General features: G+C 27.0%; 23 protein-coding genes. 16 read left to right on the top strand and 7 right to left on the bottom strand.

Going from position 1 to position 20,721, the window contains the following annotated elements; translation table 11 throughout:
• Window positions 1-10 precede the first annotated feature (10 nt).
• The 8 genes from ACAN_RS10525 (at window position 11) to mnmE (ending at window position 9,257) form a co-directional block, all read left to right on the top strand.
• Window positions 11-2,587: an ATP-dependent Clp protease ATP-binding subunit gene (locus ACAN_RS10525; protein ID WP_099334711.1), complete on the top strand. Its 2,577-nt coding sequence runs from the start codon at window positions 11-13 to the stop codon at window positions 2,585-2,587.
• Window positions 2,588-2,654: 67 nt separating this feature from the next.
• The gene (locus ACAN_RS10520; RefSeq protein WP_099334710.1) at window positions 2,655-4,550 is read left to right on the top strand and encodes a sensor histidine kinase; all 1,896 of its coding nucleotides are present in this window, start codon (window positions 2,655-2,657) and stop codon (window positions 4,548-4,550) included.
• 81 nt (window positions 4,551-4,631) lie between these two features.
• Complete coding sequence (gene rpmH / locus ACAN_RS10515; RefSeq protein WP_079579753.1) at window positions 4,632-4,766, top strand: 50S ribosomal protein L34; 135 nt, start codon at window positions 4,632-4,634, stop codon at window positions 4,764-4,766.
• Window positions 4,754-5,089 carry a ribonuclease P protein component gene (rnpA, locus tag ACAN_RS10510; RefSeq protein WP_079579752.1) on the top strand — a complete coding sequence of 112 codons (336 nt, stop codon included), beginning with the start codon at window positions 4,754-4,756 and terminating at the stop codon, window positions 5,087-5,089. The genes rpmH and rnpA overlap by 13 nt, the downstream gene beginning before the upstream one ends.
• Window positions 5,086-5,421, top strand: a complete 336-nt coding sequence (yidD, locus tag ACAN_RS10505; RefSeq protein WP_079579751.1) for a membrane protein insertion efficiency factor YidD — start codon at window positions 5,086-5,088, stop codon at window positions 5,419-5,421. The genes rnpA and yidD overlap by 4 nt, the downstream gene beginning before the upstream one ends.
• Window positions 5,414-7,033, top strand: a complete 1,620-nt coding sequence (yidC, locus tag ACAN_RS10500; RefSeq protein ID WP_099334761.1) for a membrane protein insertase YidC — start codon at window positions 5,414-5,416, stop codon at window positions 7,031-7,033. The genes yidD and yidC overlap by 8 nt, the downstream gene beginning before the upstream one ends.
• Before the next feature lie 8 nt (window positions 7,034-7,041).
• On the top strand, window positions 7,042-7,911 hold the full coding sequence (locus ACAN_RS10495; RefSeq protein WP_099334709.1) for a Jag N-terminal domain-containing protein: 870 nt from the start codon (window positions 7,042-7,044) through the stop codon (window positions 7,909-7,911).
• A gap of 2 nt (window positions 7,912-7,913) precedes the next feature.
• Entirely contained in the window at window positions 7,914-9,257 is a 1,344-nt protein-coding gene (mnmE, locus tag ACAN_RS10490) for a tRNA uridine-5-carboxymethylaminomethyl(34) synthesis GTPase MnmE (protein WP_099334708.1), read from the top strand.
• A gap of 4 nt (window positions 9,258-9,261) precedes the next feature.
• Here mnmE and ACAN_RS10485 read toward each other — a convergent pair whose 3' ends face one another.
• Together ACAN_RS10485 and ACAN_RS10480 are read right to left on the bottom strand one after the other, a co-directional pair.
• On the bottom strand, window positions 9,262-9,741 hold the full coding sequence (locus tag ACAN_RS10485; RefSeq protein WP_099334707.1) for a SixA phosphatase family protein: 480 nt from the start codon (window positions 9,739-9,741) through the stop codon (window positions 9,262-9,264).
• Window positions 9,742-9,798: 57 nt separating this feature from the next.
• Window positions 9,799-10,290 (bottom strand): SixA phosphatase family protein, encoded by a 492-nt coding sequence (locus ACAN_RS10480; RefSeq protein WP_099334706.1) that lies wholly within the window; start codon window positions 10,288-10,290, stop codon window positions 9,799-9,801.
• A 107-nt stretch (window positions 10,291-10,397) separates the two neighbouring features.
• Between ACAN_RS10480 and htpX the strand changes: the two genes are divergently transcribed.
• On the top strand, window positions 10,398-11,246 hold the full coding sequence (gene htpX, locus ACAN_RS10475; RefSeq protein WP_099334705.1) for a zinc metalloprotease HtpX: 849 nt from the start codon (window positions 10,398-10,400) through the stop codon (window positions 11,244-11,246).
• 11 nt (window positions 11,247-11,257) lie between these two features.
• On the opposite strand, the gene ACAN_RS10470 is transcribed toward htpX, so the two are convergent.
• On the bottom strand, window positions 11,258-11,848 hold the full coding sequence (locus ACAN_RS10470; protein WP_079579745.1) for a DUF134 domain-containing protein: 591 nt from the start codon (window positions 11,846-11,848) through the stop codon (window positions 11,258-11,260).
• Between the two features lie 419 nt (window positions 11,849-12,267).
• Between ACAN_RS10470 and ACAN_RS10465 the strand changes: the two genes are divergently transcribed.
• A complete protein-coding gene (locus ACAN_RS10465; protein ID WP_079579744.1) occupies window positions 12,268-12,588 on the top strand; it encodes a NifB/NifX family molybdenum-iron cluster-binding protein in 321 nt (106 codons plus the stop codon).
• Between the two features lie 89 nt (window positions 12,589-12,677).
• Here ACAN_RS10465 and aroC read toward each other — a convergent pair whose 3' ends face one another.
• The 4 genes from aroC to ACAN_RS10445 are packed head-to-tail and all read right to left on the bottom strand — an operon-like array spanning window position 12,678 to window position 15,903.
• Window positions 12,678-13,754 (bottom strand): chorismate synthase, encoded by a 1,077-nt coding sequence (gene aroC, locus ACAN_RS10460; RefSeq protein WP_099334704.1) that lies wholly within the window; start codon window positions 13,752-13,754, stop codon window positions 12,678-12,680.
• A complete protein-coding gene (gene rnc / locus ACAN_RS10455) occupies window positions 13,754-14,431 on the bottom strand; it encodes a ribonuclease III (RefSeq protein WP_079579742.1) in 678 nt (225 codons plus the stop codon). The genes aroC and rnc overlap by 1 nt, the downstream gene beginning before the upstream one ends.
• A complete protein-coding gene (gene rnhA / locus ACAN_RS10450; protein WP_099334703.1) occupies window positions 14,424-14,879 on the bottom strand; it encodes a ribonuclease HI in 456 nt (151 codons plus the stop codon). The genes rnc and rnhA overlap by 8 nt, the downstream gene beginning before the upstream one ends.
• Complete coding sequence (locus tag ACAN_RS10445) at window positions 14,854-15,903, bottom strand: tetratricopeptide repeat protein (protein WP_099334702.1); 1,050 nt, start codon at window positions 15,901-15,903, stop codon at window positions 14,854-14,856. Before ACAN_RS10445 ends, rnhA begins: the two co-directional genes overlap by 26 nt.
• A gap of 77 nt (window positions 15,904-15,980) precedes the next feature.
• Between ACAN_RS10445 and dnaG the strand changes: the two genes are divergently transcribed.
• The 6 genes from dnaG to proB all read left to right on the top strand — a co-directional run bounded on the left by dnaG (window position 15,981) and on the right by proB (window position 20,713).
• Window positions 15,981-17,633, top strand: a complete 1,653-nt coding sequence (gene dnaG, locus ACAN_RS10440; protein WP_099334701.1) for a DNA primase — start codon at window positions 15,981-15,983, stop codon at window positions 17,631-17,633.
• A 46-nt stretch (window positions 17,634-17,679) separates the two neighbouring features.
• Window positions 17,680-18,063, top strand: coding sequence for a Rid family detoxifying hydrolase (locus ACAN_RS10435; RefSeq protein ID WP_079579738.1), 384 nt, complete (start codon window positions 17,680-17,682; stop codon window positions 18,061-18,063).
• A 100-nt stretch (window positions 18,064-18,163) separates the two neighbouring features.
• Window positions 18,164-18,481 (top strand): 50S ribosomal protein L21, encoded by a 318-nt coding sequence (gene rplU, locus ACAN_RS10430; protein WP_079579737.1) that lies wholly within the window; start codon window positions 18,164-18,166, stop codon window positions 18,479-18,481.
• 17 nt (window positions 18,482-18,498) lie between these two features.
• Entirely contained in the window at window positions 18,499-18,753 is a 255-nt protein-coding gene (rpmA, locus tag ACAN_RS10425; RefSeq protein WP_079579736.1) for a 50S ribosomal protein L27, read from the top strand.
• 74 nt (window positions 18,754-18,827) lie between these two features.
• Window positions 18,828-19,919: a GTPase ObgE gene (gene obgE, locus ACAN_RS10420; RefSeq protein ID WP_099334700.1), complete on the top strand. Its 1,092-nt coding sequence runs from the start codon at window positions 18,828-18,830 to the stop codon at window positions 19,917-19,919.
• Window positions 19,916-20,713 carry a glutamate 5-kinase gene (proB, locus tag ACAN_RS10415; RefSeq protein ID WP_099334699.1) on the top strand — a complete coding sequence of 266 codons (798 nt, stop codon included), beginning with the start codon at window positions 19,916-19,918 and terminating at the stop codon, window positions 20,711-20,713. The genes obgE and proB overlap by 4 nt, the downstream gene beginning before the upstream one ends.
• The last annotated feature ends 8 nt before the right edge of the window (window positions 20,714-20,721 follow it).

The following is a 20,721-nucleotide window of genomic DNA, read 5'->3' as shown; positions in this document are numbered from 1 at the left end:
AGTGCTAAAAATGAAAAAAATATTTGAACAATTAACTAACCAAGTTGCTGAAACAATTGATTCAGCAGTATCATTATGCCTACACAACAAAAACCAAGAAGTAGATGTAATACATTTTTTATGGGCATTAATAACAAATACAAATTCAGTATTAAACCAATTATTAAATAAAATGAATATTGATAAAGCAGCAATTGAATTAGAAATAAAATCAATTGCTTCAAATTTACCAAGTGTATCTAATGTATCAAAAGAGAATATAAAGTTATCAAGAAATTTTATGAGTTCACTTGAAAAAGCACATGGGCTTATGAACTCAAATGGTGATAAGTTTATTGCTTTGGATACTTGGCTTATTGCTAATTTTGATGATAAGCAAATAAAAGATGTTTTAGGAAAATATATAAATCTTTTAGATGCTAAAAAAGAGCTTGAAGCTATAAGAGCAGGGGCAAAAATTGATAGTGCAACATCAGATGATACACTTGAAAGTTTAGAGAAATTTGGAACAGATTTAAATAAAAAAGCTATTGATGGTGAGCTAGATCCTGTTATTGGAAGAGATGAGCAAATAAACAGAATGATGCAGATATTGATTAGAAAAACAAAAAATAATCCTGTTTTATTAGGAGAACCAGGAACTGGTAAAACAGCAATAGCAGAAGGACTTGCTCAAAAAATTGTAAACAAAGATGTTCCAACAAGTTTACTAAATAAAAGGGTTGTTGCTCTTGATATGGGTGCTTTAATTGCAGGTGCAAAATATAGAGGAGAGTTTGAAGATAGATTAAAAGCTGTTATAAATGAAGTTAAAAAAGCTGGAAATGTAATTTTATTTATTGATGAAATACATACTATTATTGGTGCAGGTGCTAGTGAGGGTAGTATGGATGCAGCTAATATTTTAAAACCTTCTTTAGCAAGGGGTGAATTGCATACTATTGGTGCAACTACACTTAAAGAGTATAGAAAATATTTTGAAAAAGATGCAGCAATGCAAAGAAGATTTCAGCCTGTTAAAGTTGATGAGCCAAATGTAAATGAAGCTTTACAAATATTAAGAGGTATAAAAGAGAGATTGGAAACACATCACAATGTTACTATTAATGATAGTGCATTAATTGCAGCTGCAAAATTAAGTGATAGATATATTACTGATAGATTTTTGCCTGATAAAGCTATTGATTTAATAGATGAAGCAGCAGCAGAGCTTAAAATGCAAATTGAGTCTGAGCCATATGCTTTATCAATAATAAAAAGAGAAATTGAGTCTTTAAATGTTGAAAAAGAAGCATTGAAGATGGAAAAAACTAAGAAAAATGAGCAAAGACTTGAAGAGATTGAAAAAGAGTTAGCAAATAAAGATGAAGAAAAAAGAGGTTTAGAGTCAAGATTTGAAAATGAAAAACATACTTTTAATGCAACATCTGCATTAAAAGCAAAAATTGATGAACTTAAAACAAAAGCAAATATTGCAAAAAGAGAATCAAGATTTGAAGAAGCAGCATCTATTGAATATGGTGAAATACCAACTTTAGAAAAACAAATAGTAGAAAATGAACAAAAATGGGAAAAAATGCAAGAGGAGGGGACACTTCTTAGAAACTCAGTTGATGAGGATTCAATTGCATCAATTGTAAGTAGATGGACAGGAATTCCTGTAAATAAAATGATGGATTCTGAAAAGCAAAGAGTTTTAAAAGTAGAATCAGTTTTAAAAGAGGATGTAATTGGTCAAGATGATGCAATAAAAGCGATTAGTAGAGCAATTAAAAGAAATAAAGCAGGTCTTAGTGAAGCAAATAGACCTATAGGATCATTTTTATTTTTAGGTCCAACAGGAGTTGGTAAAACACAAAGTGCAAAAACATTAGCAAAATTTCTATTTGATGATGAAAAATCATTGATAAGATTTGACATGAGCGAATATATGGAAAAACATGCAGTTTCAAGACTTATTGGTGCAGCTCCTGGGTATGTAGGTTATGATGAGGGTGGTCAATTAACAGAAGCAGTTAGAAGAAAACCTTATAGTGTAATTTTATTTGATGAGGTAGAAAAAGCACATCCAGATGTGTTTAATCTTCTTTTACAAGTATTGGATGATGGAAGACTAACTGATAACAAAGGAGTTACAGTTGATTTTAAAAATACAATAATTATTTTAACTTCAAATATTGGAAGTTCAAAGATTATTGAAATATCTGATAAAGAGAGTAGAAAAAAAGAGGTTTTACAAGAGTTAAAAGTAAACTTTAAACCTGAGTTTTTAAACAGACTTGATGATATTATTATATTTGAGCAATTAAACTTAGAAGCAATAACAAATATTGTAGATATCTTATTTAATAGTATTAGAAAAAAACTTGAAGAAAAAGATATAACTATTACATTAACAAAAAGTGCAAAAGAGTTTATTGCAAAAGCAGGATTTGATCCAGTATATGGAGCAAGACCTCTTAAAAGAGCTATTTATGAAATTGTTGAAGATAAATTAGCAGATATGATTTTGGAAGAAAAAATATCTGAGGGTAGTGTTGTAAATTTTGATTATAAGGACAATGAAATTACAGTTGAAATAAAATAAATATAAAAATTCTCCTTCTATTTGAAAAATATGCTATAATATATAGAGTATAGAAGGAGAAGGTTTTATGATAAGAAAAGAAAATAAAATTTTAAAAATTATAAAATATGCCCCAACAATATTTATATTTATTCTTTGTATTATTATTAATTTTTATTTATTATATGAAAAAAAACAGAATTTAAACCTAGAAAAAAAACAGATAAAACAAAAATATATAACTACAAATAAAGAGCTTGTAAAAAATGAAGTTCTTGAAACAATTCACTACATAAAGATGAAACAAAATAATACTGAAAAAAATTTAGAACAGATGTTAAAAAAAGTAGTTTTAAATGCATATCAAATATCTTTAAATGTATATAATATGAATAAAAATGAAAAAAAAGAGAAAATTCTTGAGCAAATAAAAAAAGTATTAAACAATATAAAATATGCAAAAGATGGCTATTTTTTTATATATGATTTTGATGGAGTAAATATTTTACATGGTGGAGATAAAAGTATTGAGGGAAGAAATTTACTAGATTATAAAGACTCTAAAAATAACAATATTTCAAAAGAATTAAGTAAAATCTTAAAAACTAAGAGTGAAACATATTACTCTTGGTATTGGCCTAAAAATGACAATAAAGAGTATAAGAAGATTGGTTTTTTTAAAAAGATTGAACCATTGAATTTATATATAGGAACTGGAAGATTTGTAGTAGATTATGAACAAAATTTAAAAAAAGAGATTTTAGAGTATTTAAGCAGTGTAAAATATAGAAAATATGGATATATATTTGTTTTAAATAGCGAAGGTAAATATCTAAGCTATTATAATGAAGATTTTATTGGTAAAAATATTTCAAATTTAGCTTTTGTTGAAAATATAAATAAATCTTTTGAAAAGATGAAAGAAATATCACAAAAAGGTGGTTATTTAAAATACTCTCATATAAATAAGCCAAATAGTGTTTTAAAGAAAATAGAAAAAATAAGCTATATAAAAAAGTTTGATAAGTGGAATTGGATTATTGGAACAGGCTTTTATATGGATGATGTTTACAAAGAAATAGAAGAAAAAGAGTTTTTATTAGAAAAAAAATATAATGAGGAGATAAAAACACTTTATAAAATAACAATTATTTCAACTATTATTTTACTTTTAATATCTATATATATTTCAAAATTAATTGAAAAGATATTTCTTAGATATAAAAGTATGATTGAAGAGCAAATACAAGCAAATAGAAAAAAAGATAATTTGATAGCTTATCAATCAAAAATGGCAACTATGGGAGAAATGATTGGTAATATTGCACATCAATGGAGACAGCCTTTAAGTTCCATTAGTACAGCAGCAACTGGTGTGAAAATGCAAAAAGAGATTGGAGTTTTAACTGATGATTTTGAAATAAAAAGTTTAGATTCAATAAATAACAATGTTCAATATCTTTCTAAAACAATAGATGATTTTAGGAATTTTTTTAAAAATAATAAAACAAGAAAAGAGTTTAATATACAAGATAGTTTTGAAAAAACATTTAAACTTGTCTCTGCACAGTACAAAAATAAGGATATTGAACTTATTAGCAATATAGAAGATGTTAAAATTTATTCTTTTGAGAGTAAACTTGTGCAAGTTTTAATTAATATTTTAAATAATGCACGAGATGAGTTAATAAAACAAAATTTTAGAAAATTAATTTTTATAGAAGCAAAAAGAGTTAAAAATAGTCTAATTATTCTTATAAAAGACAATGCAAATGGAATAAATGATGATATAAAACATAGAATATTTGAACCATATTTTACTACAAAATCAAAGGAAGATGGCACAGGAATAGGGCTTTACATGAGTAGTGAGATAGTTAATAAACATCTTGATGGAACACTTGAATTTACAAATGAAGAGTATGAGTTTGAAAATGAAAAATATAAAGGTGCATGTTTTAAAATAACCCTTCCAATAGATTAAAAAGACTTTAAACTAAAGTTACTTTAAGCTGTATTTAACTATAATCCGCAACTTAATTAGTCAATAAGAGGAAAGCTAAAGATGAAAAGAACATATCAACCACATAATACTCCTAGAAAGAGAACACATGGTTTTAGAGTTAGAATGGCTACTAAAAACGGTAGAAGAGTTATTAAAGCAAGAAGAGCTAAAGGTAGAAAAAGATTAGCTGTTTAAGCAAAAAACACAGAATTAATAATTCAAGCGATTTTAACAAGATCTATAAAAGCGACAAAAAATGGCACACCCATTCCTTTGTCGCTTTTTTTTCGCCTACAAAAGATTTTAAAGTAGCTTTTGTTGCTTCAAAAAAAGTAGGTAATGCAGTAATGCGAAGTAAATCTAAGCGAAGACTTAGAGGAATGTTTGTCTCTTTTGAAAAACAAGTAGCTACTGGAAGCTATATATTTGTTGCTAAACAAAAGATTTTTGAAAAAGACCCAAAAGAGTTAAAAAAAGATTTTATTTTTGCTCTTAAAAGATTAGAACTTCTAAAATGAAAAGAATTGTAAACTATTTAATTAGATTTTATCAAAAATATTTATCGTTTTTTTCATATGGAAGTTGTAGATATTATCCAACTTGTTCACAATATGCCCTTTGGCAATTTGAAAATAATACATTTTTTAAGGCTATTTATTTTACAATAACACGGATATTAAAATGTAATCAACTTTTTAAAGGTGGAATTGATTATCCTGTTATAAAGTTGGTAAGGCATAATAATATAAATTTTAAAAAAATTAAAATCAAATATTGGTACATACCTGTGAATAATAATAGATATTTGGTAGTTAAAAATAGGGAGTGGAATAACAATAATGATGAATAACATGAATCAGAATAATGGTGGTATGCAAAAACGAATGTTAATTATGACATTAGTCGTTTTTGTATTTTTTATTGCATATGAGTTTTTAGTATTAAAGCCGCAACAAGAAGCAAAACAAGCTAAGATTACACAAGAACAAGTGAAAAAAGCAAATAGTGCTCCTTTAGTTGAACAAGAAAATACAATGTCAAATGGTGTTACTGCTTCAGCAGAAAATAATTCAAAGTCAGTTGATGCACTTTCTTCAAAAGCAATTGCTTCAAATAGTATTGTAGCAACAGTTAAAACAAAACATAACACATTTGAAATTGATAATTTAGGTAGAATTGCACAAGTTACTTTGCAAGATAAACAGTATATTGATGAAAACAAAGATCAGATAAAACTTTTTGAAGCAGATCAATTAAGACCTTTAGAAGTAAGATTTGCAGATTCAAATATAAATGATGAAGCTTTTAAAGTAAATGTTACTGCTAGTAAAAGTTTGCTTGATGCTAAAACAAGCCCACAAGAGTTAGTATTAACACAAAAATTGTCTGATACAACACTTACAAAAACTTTTAAGTTTTATCCAGATGGTCATTATGATTTAGAAGTAAAAACTACAAATGCTAAAAAGTTTTTTATTACAAATGGATTTAGACCAAATGTATTAGCTGATATGTATGCTGATCATGGGATGTATGTAAAACAAAATGATGATACAATGGAGTTAATTGAAGATGGTGATTTAGATAAAACTAAAAACTATACAGGAATTAAATTTGTATCAAATTTTGATAGATATTATGCAACTGTTATTTATAATTTTAATAAATCATTAGCAATTACAGTAATGCCAGATAATGAAAGTAATCCTTCTCCTTTTATTCATGGAAATGATAATATTAGCTTTAGTGGGTATATTGGGCCAAAAGAGTTTAAAACTTTAAAAGCTTTAAATCCAGAACTAACAGATGTTATTGAGTATGGTTGGTTTACATTTATTGCAAAACCTATGTTTATTTTCTTACAATATATTCATAATATTGTTGGAAACTGGGGATGGACTATTGTTATTGTAACAATTTTAATTAAGCTTGTATTATATCCTTTATCATACAAAGGTATGGTATCAATGAACAAGTTAAAAGAGTTAGCTCCTAAAATTAAAGAAATACAAGAAAAATATAAAGATGATAAACAAAAAGCATCAATGCACATGATGGAACTTTATAAAAAGCATGGGGCTAATCCAATGGGTGGATGTTTACCTATTATATTGCAAATCCCAGTATTTTTTGCTATATATAGAGTACTATTAAATGCTATTGAGCTAAAAGGTTCAGAGTGGATTTTATGGATTCATGACTTAGCAGAAATGGATCCTTATTTTGTATTGCCAATATTAATGGGTGCTTCAATGTGGTTACAACAAAGAATTACTCCAAATACAATGCAAGATGAGATGCAAAGAAAAATATTCCAAATGTTACCAGTTGTATTTACATTCTTCTTCTTATGGTTCCCAGCAGGTTTAACACTATACTGGTTCGTTAATAATGTATTTACAATAGCTCAACAATATACAATAAATAAAATGTTTGAAAAGAAAAGAGCTATAAAAAAATAGGATTAATTATGAAAAAGTTTGAAGCAAATAGTTTAGAAGAGGCATATGAATTAGCAAAAGATGAATTTAAATGTTCAATTACAAATTTAGAAATAGAGATTGATCAACAACCAAGAAAAGGTTTTCTTGGTTTTGGTCGTAAAAGTGCTATTATTAAAGTTGTTGAAAAACATGATAGAAAAATTTATGATAGAAAACAAAAAGAGCATAAATTTAGAAAAAAAGATATAAAAATAGAAGATGTATCTAAAAAAATAGAAGACTCAAATAAAGTTGCTACAAAAAAAGAACCTACTTTAAATAAATCACATAAAAAAGTTCCAAATATTCATTCAAAAGAGAAAATCTTTGATAATTTTTATGAAGTTGGAGATAAACAAGAAATAAATGAAGTTATTGTTAAAAAAGATGAACAAATTATCTTAAATGAAGTAAAAGAAGGAATTGATTCACTATTTTCAAATACATGTTATGAAATTGAAGATATAAAAGTTGAGTTTTATGACAATGAAACATTATATATTGAGTTTACGGGAGCTGATTCTGCACTTTTAATTGGAAAAGAGGGCTATAGATACAAAGCATTATCTTATATTTTATTTAATTGGATAAATGAAAAGTATGGTTTGATGCTAAGATTAGAAGTTGCCGAATTCTTAAAAAATCAAGAAGAGTCTATCCATACATATTTGGAACCTGCAATTGAAACTATTAATGAAAAAGGTAGTTTTAAAACAAAACCTTTAGATGGTATTTTAGTTCATATTGCATTGAAAAGATTAAGAGATGAGTTCCCTAATAAATATGTTGCTGTTAAGACAAATGTTAGAGGCGATAGATATGTACTTGTTAATGAATATAGAAGTAAAGAGCAATAAAATTGTTTGATGATAATACAATTGTAGCAATAGCTACAGCAAATGGAATAGGTTCAATCTCAATAGTAAGAGTTAGTGGTAAACAAGCTTTAGAAATTGCTCTTAAAATCTCTAAAAGAGAGAGTTTAAAACCACGACTAGCAACTTTATCAACACTTTATACTAAAAGTAATGAAGCTATTGATGAAGCACTTTTATTATATTTTAAAGCACCATTTTCTTTTACAGGAGAAGATATTGTTGAGTTTCAATGTCATGGTGGTGTAGCTATTGCAAATATGGTTTTAGATGAAGTTTTAAATTGTGGTGCAAGAATTGCTAATCCAGGAGAGTTTTCAAAAAGAGCTTTTTTTAATGGAAAAATGGATTTATCAAAAGCAGAAGCAATTTCTAAAATTATAGAAGCAAGAAGTGAAGATGCAGTTAAACTTTTAGCAAAACAACTAAAAGGTGAGTTATCTAATTTTGTTGAAGATATTAGAGAAGATTTACTTTTTATGCTTGCATATACAGAAGTTAGTATTGATTATGCAGAAGATGATCTACCTACTGATATTTTTGAAAAAATAGAAGAAAAATTAAAAAATATCAAAGAAAAACTTGAAAATACTTTAGAAGCTAGTAAACGAAGAGAAGGAATGATTGAGGGCTTTAAACTTGCAATCATAGGAAAACCTAATGTTGGTAAATCTTCACTATTGAATAAACTTTTAAATTATGATAGAGCTATTATTTCTGATATTGCAGGTACAACTAGAGATACAATTGAAGAGTCTGTAAAAATTGGAACACATATTATAAAAATAGTTGATACAGCTGGTATAAGAGATGAAACTTCTGATGTTATTGAAAAAATAGGTATTGAAAAATCAATCACTGCTATTAATGAAGCAGATATAGTTGTTGCATTATTTGATAATAGTAAACCTTGTGATAAAGAGGATGAAAAAATATTATCTTTATTACATAACACTTCAAATAAACAGATTTTAAAAGTATTAAATAAAACTGATTTACAAAAAAATTTTGATATTTCAAAATTAGATGATTATACAAATTTAAGTACAAAAGAGTCTATTCAACCTTTAGTTACAAAAATAGAAAAAATTCTTGATACTAATACTCATAGCGATGAAATGACTTTGATATCAAAAAGACAAATAGATAGTGTTTTTCAAACACTTCATCACATAAATGAATCTTCTATGCCACTTCAAACGGGAGAGTTAGAGTTTTTTGCACATCATATAACAGAAGCATTGCATTTTATATCTAATATTACAAGACCTTATGAAAATGATGAAATGCTAGATGTTATGTTTGGTGAATTTTGTTTAGGTAAATAAATTTTTATTTACCTATTTTATAAACTTTTTTAAATTCTGCATTATCTTTTGATATATCAATCCATGAATCACAATTAAAATCAATTCTAATCACATAACCCATATCAAACTTATCTTTATATCCACAATAATTTAAAGCTAATATTGCCAATGATGGATTATGTCCAACTAAAATCATTGAGTCAACTGTATCGTAAGTGTATGTTATAATCTCATGCAGTTCATTTAAAAAAGCTTGGTATATTACTTCATTATATATTATTGGTTTTTTATAAGCAAATTTATTTGCAAGAATTTGTGCAGTTTCTTTTGCTCTTAAAGCTGGACTTGAAGCAATTAAATCAACTTGAACCTTATCTTCTAAAAGTTTATTTGAAATATCTTCAATATCTTTAATTCCATTGGTAGTTAATTTTATATCAAAATCATCTTTTGATGAATTTAACTCTTTTTGTCCATGTCTCATTAGATATAGTGTTTTCATTTATTTACCTATTTTTTTCTTTATTTTATGTATTTTTTTCTTTTATTTAAATAAAAATTATAAATATTTTTTTGGATATTCAAATGTAATTAATTTACTATTATAGCTATTGATTTCTTGCCATAATTGACAATTAAACTCTATTTCTAATATTGCACATGTTGGTATATTCTCATCAAAATCTAAAAACTGCTCTGCAAATAAATTTAAACTTGGATTATGACCTACTAAAAATACTACACTATTTTTATCATCTAAATATTTTAAAGTATCAATAATATTATTTATAGATGCTTCATATAAGTCTTCATAATAATCTATATCTTTTTTATTGTATCTTACTTCTTTTGCTATTAATTGTGCAGTTTTTCTTGCTCTATAAGCAGGTGATGAAACTATAATATCTGGTTTAACTCCTAATTGATAAAGTAAATTTCCCATAAATGGTGCATTTAATTTACCTCTTTTATTTAAAGGTCTATCATAATCTGCTAAGGTTAAGTTTTTCCATGAAGATTTCGCATGTCTAATTAAGTAAAGTTTTTTCAAAATATCTCCTATAAATAGTAGATTTGTAAAATTAATTTAAATTGTTTATTAAATTTGTTAAATTATAATATAATAGTATATAAAAAATTAAATTAAAGGAAGCAGTTATGGAACAAATAAAAACTGTATTTTTTCTTGCACTATTATCTGTACTGTTTGTATTTATTGGATATTCATTTGGTGGTCCAAATGGAATGCTAATAGCATTTTTATTAGCTGCTGGAATGAACTTTTATGCTTATTATTATTCAGATAAGCATGTATTATCTTCTTATAATGCAGTTGAAATTTTAGATAGAAGAAATTTAATATATCAAATTACACAAAAACTTGCATATAAAGCAAATTTACCAATGCCAAGGGTTTATATAATACCTGATGATATGCCAAATGCATTTGCTACAGGAAGAAATCATCAGCATGCAGCAATTGCTGTAACACAAGGGCTTATGGATTTGTTAAATGAAAAAGAGATTGAGGGTGTTATTGCCCATGAATTATCACATGTAAGACACTATGATATATTAATTGGAACTATAGCAGCTGTTTTTGCAGGTGCTATTGCAATGATTGCTAATATGATGCAGTTTTCAGCAATGTTTGGTGGAAATGATAGACAAAATTCAAATCCCTTTGTAATGATTGTTTTAGCAATTATTTTACCTTTAGCAGCAGCAGTTATTCAAATGACAGTAAGTAGAAGTAGGGAGTATTTAGCAGATGAGGGTGCTGCAAGATTAGTTGGAGATGCTAGTGGTTTACAAAGTGCATTATCTAAACTTGAAAGTTATGCAAAAAGAGGAGAAATTCATAATGCAACTGAGCAAACAGCACATATGTTTATAATAAATCCTTTTAGTGGAAAAGATATTAAATTTTCTGAACTTTTTAGAACACACCCTACAACTGAAGATAGAATTGCAAGGTTAGAAGAGTTGAAATCACAACTTAAGTAGAGACCTTGCCTCTACTGAAAAATATCTACTAGGTTTTCTAATTGAATTTCTTCTTTTAATATTGGATAAATACCTTTAGCAATTAAAGAAATTTTCAAATCATAATCTATATCACTTATCATAAAATAGTTAACTCCATAATCATGTAGTAAATCAGGTAATACATTACATGTAGCTTCATCTTCATTTTTATACATAGGGTTTTTAATACAGCTTTGAGATTTTAACTTATAATCTTTTATAAATATAATCCAAATATATTCAGCTTCAGCTTCAGCATATTCAAGTTCATCTTGTTTTTTTGAACAAACTGCAATACGAAATTCATTTTTAACTTCGTGTACTTTTATATTGCTTCCTGTTATTAATGCAAGGGATATTTTTTTTCTAGCACTTTTAACAATTCTTGCAAATGTTGCTCTTGATACATTCATTTTTTTTGCAGCATCTTCTTGATACATACAAAAAGAGTCCATTAGATGAATAGCTTCTAATTCTTCATGTAAAAGTACAACATCCTCTTTTGCTTCTTTATCTTTTGGACCAAAATATTTACATACTGGTTTTAAATTTAGTTTTCTTTCTAGTTTTTCTCTTGCCATAAAACTCCTTTGAATCTATTGGATATGAGATTTTAACATAATCTTGTTAAAAACATGGAAAAGTACTTGACATATGACCAAATAAATGTTATCATTCGGTCATATGTTCATAAGGCTTAACTCTAATTAATTATTTGAAATAATATTTGTTTCATTTTAGAACTAAGTGAACCCGCTCTCTCAAATTAATTCTTAGTTGAATAAATTTTAGAGTTAAGTATGAAGATATATTAACAAATATAATTAGATTGATCATTTTGTTTAGTTGTCTAGCCTAACATACAAAATAACACTCCTCTCTTGGGTCAATCAAGATTATAACACCATAATTTTTGTAAAAACTTTTTTGATAAATACAAATAAATATTAAGTTTTTACAAAAATCCTTTTATAAAAATAATATACTCTAAAGGTACAAAATGAGAATTGTATTTCCCACAGTTGAAAATCTAAGTTATATGTCAGAAGTTGCAACAAACTTTACAAATGCAAAATATTTTACAGTATTAAATTTAAGTGGACAAACAATAAGTTCAGTTGAAATGTTAGAAAATAGAAATGAAGATATTGTAAAGCTATTTAAAAATAATAGTTTTAATGCTTTAGTTGCATCAGATACAAATGATTTGCCAATTGAAGATTTGAAAAAAGTTGGTGTTTCTATTTTTAAAGAGAAAAATAGAAAAAAAGTATTAGCTTTATATAGCGATTTTGTTCAAGATAAATTGAAAAAAATATAAATAAAAAAAGTACCCCTTAACCAAAGAGGTACTTTTGAAATTATATATAAAAAAGATAAATTCAAACTTACTTAAAATATTAGTTTTATTTATTTATCATATACTTTTTTTACATTTTCTATTTTAGAACTCATATTTAATAGTAGCATATCTGCAAGAACTAATGAAGCCATTGCTTCTGCAACTACACTTCCTCTTACTGCTACGCATGGGTCGTGTCTTCCTTTTAATTCACATTCAACTTCATTATTATAAATATCAATTGTTTCTTGTTTTATAAAGATTGAGGGTGTTGGTTTAAAATATACTTTTAAATTTATATCTTCACCATTTGAAATACCACCTAATATTCCACCACTATGATTTGATTTAAAGCCTTCAGCTGTAATTTGATCGTTGTTTTCATAACCTTTTTTATTAACTGAATCAAAGCCATCACCAATTTCTATAGCCTTAACTGCATTTATACTCATCATTGCATTTGCAAATTGTGAATCAAGTTTAAAATATAAAGGTTCTCCAAGACCAACTGGACAATTTTTAATATTTATTAAAGCAACGCCTCCTACACTATTGTGAGAATTTTTTGCTTTTAATATTGCATCTTTTTGTTCTTGTTCCATATTTTTATCTAAAGCATAAATTTCAGAATTTTGAACATTTGAAAAGTCATGATTTTTTGCTTTTATTCCATCAATTTCACAAATTCCACTTTTAACTTCTATATTTAACTCTTTTAGTAAAAGTTTAGCAATAGCTCCTGCTGCAACTCTTGCTGCAGTCTCTCTTGCACTACTTCTTCCTCCACCTCTATAATCTCTAATTCCATATTTATTAAAATATGTATAATCAGCATGACCTGGTCTAAAAAGATCTTTTACATTTGTATAATCTTTACTTTTTTGATTCTCATTGAAAATAACCATAGAAATTGGTGTTCCTGTTGTAAGTCCTTCAAATACACCACTTAAAATTTCAATACTATCGCTTTCTTTTCTAGCAGTTGCATATTTATTTTGACCTGGTTTTCTTCTATTCATTTCATTTTGAATAAATTCTTCATCTATTTTTATGCCAGCAGGAGCACCATCAATTACGCAGCCTAGTGCTTTTCCATGACTTTCACCAAAAGTTGTGAATTTAAACTTATGACCAAATGTATTCATTATTTTGAATCCTTAAATTGATCAATTGCTATTTTTGCTACTGCTTGTTGAGCAAGTTTTTTACTTTTTCCTCTTGCTTGTCCATATTTTTTTCCATCAATCCAGATTGAAACTTCAAACTCTTTTTTATGATCAGGTCCATAAGAGCCCTCTATTTTATACTCAGGAATTGTTCCAAATTCTGCTTGTGTTATCTCTTGTAGTGCAGTTTTGTAATCACTAAAAAGTACATCTAAATTTATTTTATCATATGATTTTTCAAGTAAGTCTAAAATTATCGGTTTTAAAGTCTCAAGTCCTGATTCTAGGTAAATTGCCCCCATAATTGCTTCAAAAGCATCTGATAAAATAGATGCTTTTGTTCTTCCTTTATTTCTCTCTTCTGCAGTTGAAATAAAAATATAATCACCTAGTTTTATATCATTTGCCAATTTTGTAAAACCTGTTTCATTTACAAGGGATGCTCTTATTTTAGAAAGCTCCCCTTCATTTGAATTAGGAAAGTTTGTATATAAATACTCCCCTACAATCAAATTTAATACAGCATCTCCAAGAAACTCCAACCTTTCATTATTGTATGGTTTTTTTAAACTTTTATGTGTAAGTGCTTCGATTATCAGATCTTTGTTTTTAAACTGATAATCCAAACACTTTTCTAATTTTGAGTAGTCACTCATTTTCTTTTCCTTTTAATTTTAAATTTTCTGCAAATTCTCTTGCTAGTATATCACATCTTTCATTATGCTCATGCCCTGCGTGGCCTTTTACCCAAAAAGCGTTAATTTTGTGTGGTTTCGAAACTTTTATATACTCTTGCCAAAGCTCTACATTTTTTACAGGTTTCTTTGAAGCGGTTTTCCAATTGTTTTTTTCCCAGTTTTCAAGCCATTCATTTATAGCTTTTACAACATAAGTTGAATCTGATATTACATTTACAATGCATGGTTCTTTTAATACTTTTAATCCCTGTATAACACCTATTAATTCCATTTTGTTATTTGTAGTATTATACTCACCTCCACAAAACTCTTTTTCAGTTCCTTTATATTCAAGTATTGTTCCCCAACCACCAGGTCCTGGATTTCCTAAACTTGAACCATCACTGTAAAGATTGATTTCTTTCATTTAAATCCTTAGCTAAATTGTGTTTTATTTTATAAGTTAAAATATTATGACAGTGCGGACACCTTGATTCATAGATAGGATGAGTATGTTTACATGAAGTACAAATAAATTCAAAATCTAATGTCACAGGAATTTTGTGTTCGTGTTTATTTAAAGCTATTAATATGTCAAATACAAAATCACTACTATGATTACATGTTTGTAAATAGCCTTTTGCATTATATATTTGATTTAGTTGTTCATTGTTTGCAACAACATCAAAATCAATATCATTAAAATCTAAATACCATAATAAATCAGTAAATTTATTTACATCAAATTCATCTATATGCTTCCATAAAAAATCTTTATTATATTGAATTAAAAACTGTATAAAAAGTCTTTCAATTATGTGATTCATTTTATAAAATGAGTATAATTTTTCTGTTTTTTCTTCATATGTCAGTTCTTTATTATTTAATATTTTTAGTGTTTCTATGTGTATTCTTTCTCTTATTACATCAACTTCTAGTTCATCTAAAGCTTGAATAACTTCCAATACTTTTTCATAATCTTTTAATTTTTCATTTATAATTAATAGGTGTTTTAAAGCTTTTTCATTTCTAGGAGAAAATTTTAAAATCTTTAAATATATCTCTTTTGATCTTTGTAAGAAGCCACCTTTAAAATAAGTCGAACCTAAAAGTTCCAAAAGCTCTTCTTTTTTTACCCTATCAGTTACATGTTCAAGCAAGGCAAGATATACTGATATTGCTTTACTATAATCACCTTTGTGTAAAAAACTTGAAGCTAATAGTATAATTGAATCAAATGGCAAATTATATGTTTTGTATAAGTGTACATAATCCTCTTCTTTTAACTTACCTAATTCAAATCGATTAAGTAGCTCTCTATAATCTTTTCTAGCATTCTTCTCTTTATAAAGTCCAAAAGAGTAAGTAATAAAAGAGATTAAGAAAATTAAAGTAAAAAATATTATAACACTAAAAAGTGGATCTCTATAGTCTAAAACCAAACTGTCCAATTAATACCTTTTTTATAAAATCTTAATATATTAACATAAAAGCACATATAAAATAATAAAAGAGTATAATTATATTTATGATAACAAAAGAATCAATTGACAATTTAAAAAATCATCTTGAAATAGTAGATGTAGTTTCCCAATCACTTGAATTAAAAAAATCAGGAGCAAACTTTAAAGCTTGTTGTCCCTTTCATGGAGAGGATACCCCATCTTTTGTAGTAAGTCCAGCAAAGCAAATATATCATTGTTTTGGTTGTGGTGCTGGTGGAGATTCTATAAAATTTGTTATGGAGTATGAAAAGTTAACTTATCCTGAAGCTTTAGAAAAATTAGCTTCAATGTATAATGTTACTTTAAATTATGATGAAACAAATAGTAAACCAAAACTAGATTTGAAAGTTTTAGAGACTATTAATCAATACTACCAAAAACTTTTTACAAATAATACAATTGCTAAAGATTATATAAAAAGTAGAGGAATTTCTGAATTTTCTATTGAAAAATTTGAAATAGGTTATGCTCCTAAATCCATAGATACAATAAATTATTTAAAAAGCAATTTTTTAAATTTAGCAGATGCAAAAGACTTAGGAGTAATTGACTCTGGACAAAATGGTTTATACTCTAGATTTATTGAAAGAATCACCTTCCCCATTTATGGATTAAATAGTAAAATTGTAGGTTTTGGTGGAAGGACAATTACAGGACATAATGCAAAATATGTTAATTCCCCTCAAACAAAACTATTTAATAAATCTAAGCTTTTGTATGGATATAACTTAGCAAAAGAGAATATATATAAGAAAAATAGAATAATTGTAACAGAGGGGTATTTAGATGTAATAATGCTTCATCAAGCAGGCTTTAACACAGCTGTTGCAACTTTAGGAACAGCACTTACTAAAGATCATTTGCCAATTTTAAGAAGGGGAGAGCCTAAGGTAATAGTTGCTTATGATGGTGATAATGCAGGCTTAAATGCAGCTTTTAAAGCTTCTGTTATGCTAAGTCAAAGTGAGTTTGAGGGTGGTGTGATAATATTTGAAGAGGGAAAAGATCCTGCTGATATGGTAAAAGATGGACAAATACAGAAGTTAAATGAAATTTTTTCAAATCCCACACCTTTTATTAATTATGCTATTGATTATATTATTTTAAAATATGAGATAAATGATCCAATGCAAAAACAAAAAGCTTTACATGAATCAAATGAGTATCTAAAAAGTTTGAGTTTGCTTTATCAAGATGAGTACAAAAGATATATTGCTCAAAAATTAAGTATTAGAGAAAACTTAGTAAAAGTAACAAATGATAAAAGTAGAGTAAAGTTTGATAATAGTTCAACAAAAATAGATATTGCAGAACTTTGTATTATAAAAGCTATTTTAGAAAAACCTAGTAGACTAGATTTGGTTTTAGACTTAATTGATGCTTCTATGTTTGAATATCATAATAATGAGTTTCAAATGCTTTTAGATGATATAACTAATCCTTCTTTAAATTCAATAGTTTTAAATGAAAGATTAGAAGATTATGATGATAAAAGATTAGAAAATGAATTATTGATTTTATTGATTAAGTTTTATTCAAAACAGTTAAATAAAGTATTATATGAAAAAGATATAGATTTTAGAAAAAAAGCTAATTTAATTAGAAAACTAAAAGATAATATTTCCCAGTTAAAAAAAGGTAAACTAGTTAGTTTTGATATAGATTTATTGAAATAACTATTTTTTTACAGTAAAATACTTAAAAAATTTTAGAGGAAGAAAAATGGAGTTTTTGCATACAAATAGAGTACCAGCTGCAATTGGACCTTATTCACAAGCAATTAAAGCAAATGGTTTAATTTATACATCAGGACAAATCCCATTAAAAGCAAATGGTGAATTAGTAGAAAATGATATTAAAAAGCAAACAAGACAAGTTTTAGAAAATATCAGAATGTTATTAGAAGATTGTCAAAGTAGCATGGATAAAGTAATAAAAGTTTCAATTTATTTGGAAAATATGGAAGATTTTGGTATAGTTAATGTATTGTATGCTGAAGCGTTCGGTGAACACAAGCCTGTTAGAAGTACAATTGCTGTTAAAACATTACCAAAAAATGTATTAATAGAGATGGATGTAATCGCTTTACCATACGATTATCAATAAAAATATTTTCGCTTAAACAAAGTTTAAACTAATATAAGATAGTATTTCGCTTCACAAAAAAATACGTATTTGATAGATATAGATAGTTAGAGGATAAGTAATGTACGCAATTATTAAATGTGCTGGAAAGCAATATAAAGTTCAAGAAGGTGATATCCTAAATGTTGATTATTTAGGAAAAGTTGCTAAAGAAACTTTAGAAATTTCAGATGTTCTTGCAGTTAATGACGGAGAACTTAAAACAGGTGACGCTGTTTCATCTGCAAAAGTTGAAGCAGAAGTTGTACTTGATGGTACAGGTGTAAATAGAGATAGAAAAGTTATCATTTACAAAAAAAGAAGAAGAAAAGATAGTAAATTAAAAAGAGGTTTTAGAAAAAGCTTCACAAAAATTAAAATTACTAAAATCGCTGCATAATTTTAAGGAGATAAACGATGGCTCACAAGAAAGGTCAAGGTAGTACACAGAATAATAGAGATTCAGCTGGTAAAAGACTTGGTGTAAAAAAATTTGGTGGTCAAACAGTAAGAGCTGGTAACATCATTGTAAGACAAAGAGGAACTAAAGTACATGTTGGAGAAAATGTAGGAATTGGTAAAGACCATACTATTTTTTCTTTAATCGACGGTGTAGTTAAGTTCGAAGTTAAAGATAAAAAAAGAAAAAAAGTATCAGTTTACGCTTCATAATTTTTGAGGTATTAGCTGCTTTTTAAAAGGGTGTATGGCTTTGCCTACACCCTTTTTTAGTTTAGGAGAAAAAAGTGTTTATAGATAGTGTAAAATTTAAAATTTCATCTGGAAAAGGTGGTCAAGGTTGTGCCTCTTTTAGAAGAGAGAAATTTGTTGTAAAAGGTGGTCCTGATGGGGGAGATGGAGGAAAAGGTGGAGATGTTTATTTTAAAGTAGATAATAACACTGATACTCTTTCTTGGTATAAAGGTAAAACTGTACTTAAAGCTGAAAATGGAAAGCAAGGTATGGGTAAAAAGATGACTGGAAAATCAGCACCTGCACTTACACTTACAGTACCTCCTGGAACACAAGTAATTGATGCAAATACTAAAGAAGTATTATTAGATCTTTTAGAAGAGGGTCAAGAAGTTAAATTTTTAGAAGGTGGAAAAGGTGGACTTGGTAATGTTCACTTTAAAAACTCTAGAAATCAAAGACCAACTTACTTTCAACCAGGACTTCCAGGTGAAACAAAAGAGATAAGATTAGAATTAAAACTAATTGCTGATGTTGGTTTAGTTGGATATCCAAATGTAGGAAAATCTACATTAATATCAACAATCTCTAATGCAGAACCTGAGGTTGCAAATTATGAGTTTACTACTTTAACTCCAAAATTAGGAGTTGTTGAAGTAGGGGAATATAGTTCATTTGTTATGGCTGATATACCTGGAATTATTGATGGTGCAAGTGATGGAAGAGGTCTTGGAATTGAGTTTTTAAAACATATTGAAAGAACAAAAACACTTCTTTTTACTATTGATGTATCTAATCATAGAACAATTATAGAACAATTTAAGGTTTTAAAAGAAGAGCTTAAAAAGTTTTCAGTTGAACTTAGTGGAAGAAATTATGCAATTGCACTAACAAAGGTTGATGCATATTATGGTGAAGATTTAATGAAAGATATAAATGAGTTTATAACTGAGTTAGATTTAGAAGTTTCAAACTCAAATGAGTTTGGATTTGATAAACAATATCCTTATTATATTCAAGATTTGACAATGAATAGATATGATAAAAACAAACCATATTTTGTACTACCTATATCTTCTGTAACACATTTAAATACAAAGTCAATAGGTTATGCACTTTATGAATTTTTAGGTAAAAATAAATGATAGAAGATAGTGAAACTTTGCTTGAAAAAAAAAGAATTGTTATTAAAGTTGGAACAGCTGTTCTAACTCAAAATAATGAATTAGCTTTGGAAAGATTAAGTAATTTAGTAGACTTAATCTCAAAGCTTAAAAATGAAAAAAAATATGAACTTATATTAGTAAGTTCTGGTGCAGTTGGTGCTGGAAATACTAAACTTCAATTAGATAAAACACAAATTGCAAATAGACAGGCTTTAGCAGCAATAGGGCAGCCTTTACTAATGAAAAACTATAAAAAAAGATTTCGTGATTATGGTATAATTTGTGCTCAAATGCTTTTAATTGAAAACGATTTTGATTCAAGAAAAAGAACAAAAAATGCTCAAAAAGTAATGGAAATACTACTTTCAAATAATGTAATACCAATCATTAATGAAAATGATGTTATTGCAAATGATGAATTGCTTTTTGGAGATAATGACCAATTAGCTGCTCATGTTGCTTACTATTTTAATGCTGATCTTTTAGTTATATTATCAGATATTGATGGTTATTATGATAAAAATCCAAGAGAGTATGAAGATGCAAAAATGCAAAAGGTTGTTACAAATATAGAAGAGAGTGAACTTCAAATGGTTCATACTCCAAACTCAGAGTTTGCTACAGGTGGAATTGTTACTAAATTAAAAGCTGCAAATTTTTTAATGAATAGAAATATACCTATGTATATGTCTTCTGGATTTGATTTAACAAATGCCTATGATTTTTTATTAAATGATAATCATATTAGTGGAACACTATTTAAATCAAAATAGGAGATAAA

Origin of the sequence: Malaciobacter canalis, from assembly GCF_008000835.1 — a bacterium.
Lineage (GTDB): Bacteria > Campylobacterota > Campylobacteria > Campylobacterales > Arcobacteraceae > Malaciobacter > Malaciobacter canalis.
This window is presented reverse-complemented; position numbering and strand designations above follow the sequence as displayed.

Excerpts from the sequence above, each read along its gene's own strand:
- rpmA (WP_079579736.1), top strand. The coding sequence starts at position 18,499 with ATGGCTCACAAGAAAGGTCAAGGTAGTACACAGAATAATAGAGATTCA.
- rnc (WP_079579742.1), bottom strand. The coding sequence starts at position 14,431 with ATGAGTGACTACTCAAAATTAGAAAAGTGTTTGGATTATCAGTTTAAA.
- ACAN_RS10465 (WP_079579744.1), top strand. The coding sequence starts at position 12,268 with ATGAGAATTGTATTTCCCACAGTTGAAAATCTAAGTTATATGTCAGAA.
- ACAN_RS10495 (WP_099334709.1), top strand. The coding sequence starts at position 7,042 with ATGAAAAAGTTTGAAGCAAATAGTTTAGAAGAGGCATATGAATTAGCA.
- ACAN_RS10520 (WP_099334710.1), top strand. The coding sequence starts at position 2,655 with ATGATAAGAAAAGAAAATAAAATTTTAAAAATTATAAAATATGCCCCA.
- ACAN_RS10470 (WP_079579745.1), bottom strand. The coding sequence starts at position 11,848 with ATGGCAAGAGAAAAACTAGAAAGAAAACTAAATTTAAAACCAGTATGT.
- rplU (WP_079579737.1), top strand. The coding sequence starts at position 18,164 with ATGTACGCAATTATTAAATGTGCTGGAAAGCAATATAAAGTTCAAGAA.
- ACAN_RS10525 (WP_099334711.1), top strand. The coding sequence starts at position 11 with ATGAAAAAAATATTTGAACAATTAACTAACCAAGTTGCTGAAACAATT.
- htpX (WP_099334705.1), top strand. The coding sequence starts at position 10,398 with ATGGAACAAATAAAAACTGTATTTTTTCTTGCACTATTATCTGTACTG.
- ACAN_RS10485 (WP_099334707.1), bottom strand. The coding sequence starts at position 9,741 with ATGAAAACACTATATCTAATGAGACATGGACAAAAAGAGTTAAATTCA.
- rpmH (WP_079579753.1), top strand. The coding sequence starts at position 4,632 with ATGAAAAGAACATATCAACCACATAATACTCCTAGAAAGAGAACACAT.
- yidD (WP_079579751.1), top strand. The coding sequence starts at position 5,086 with ATGAAAAGAATTGTAAACTATTTAATTAGATTTTATCAAAAATATTTA.
- rnhA (WP_099334703.1), bottom strand. The coding sequence starts at position 14,879 with ATGAAAGAAATCAATCTTTACAGTGATGGTTCAAGTTTAGGAAATCCA.
- ACAN_RS10435 (WP_079579738.1), top strand. The coding sequence starts at position 17,680 with ATGGAGTTTTTGCATACAAATAGAGTACCAGCTGCAATTGGACCTTAT.
- dnaG (WP_099334701.1), top strand. The coding sequence starts at position 15,981 with ATGATAACAAAAGAATCAATTGACAATTTAAAAAATCATCTTGAAATA.
- proB (WP_099334699.1), top strand. The coding sequence starts at position 19,916 with ATGATAGAAGATAGTGAAACTTTGCTTGAAAAAAAAAGAATTGTTATT.
- aroC (WP_099334704.1), bottom strand. The coding sequence starts at position 13,754 with ATGAATACATTTGGTCATAAGTTTAAATTCACAACTTTTGGTGAAAGT.
- yidC (WP_099334761.1), top strand. The coding sequence starts at position 5,414 with ATGAATAACATGAATCAGAATAATGGTGGTATGCAAAAACGAATGTTA.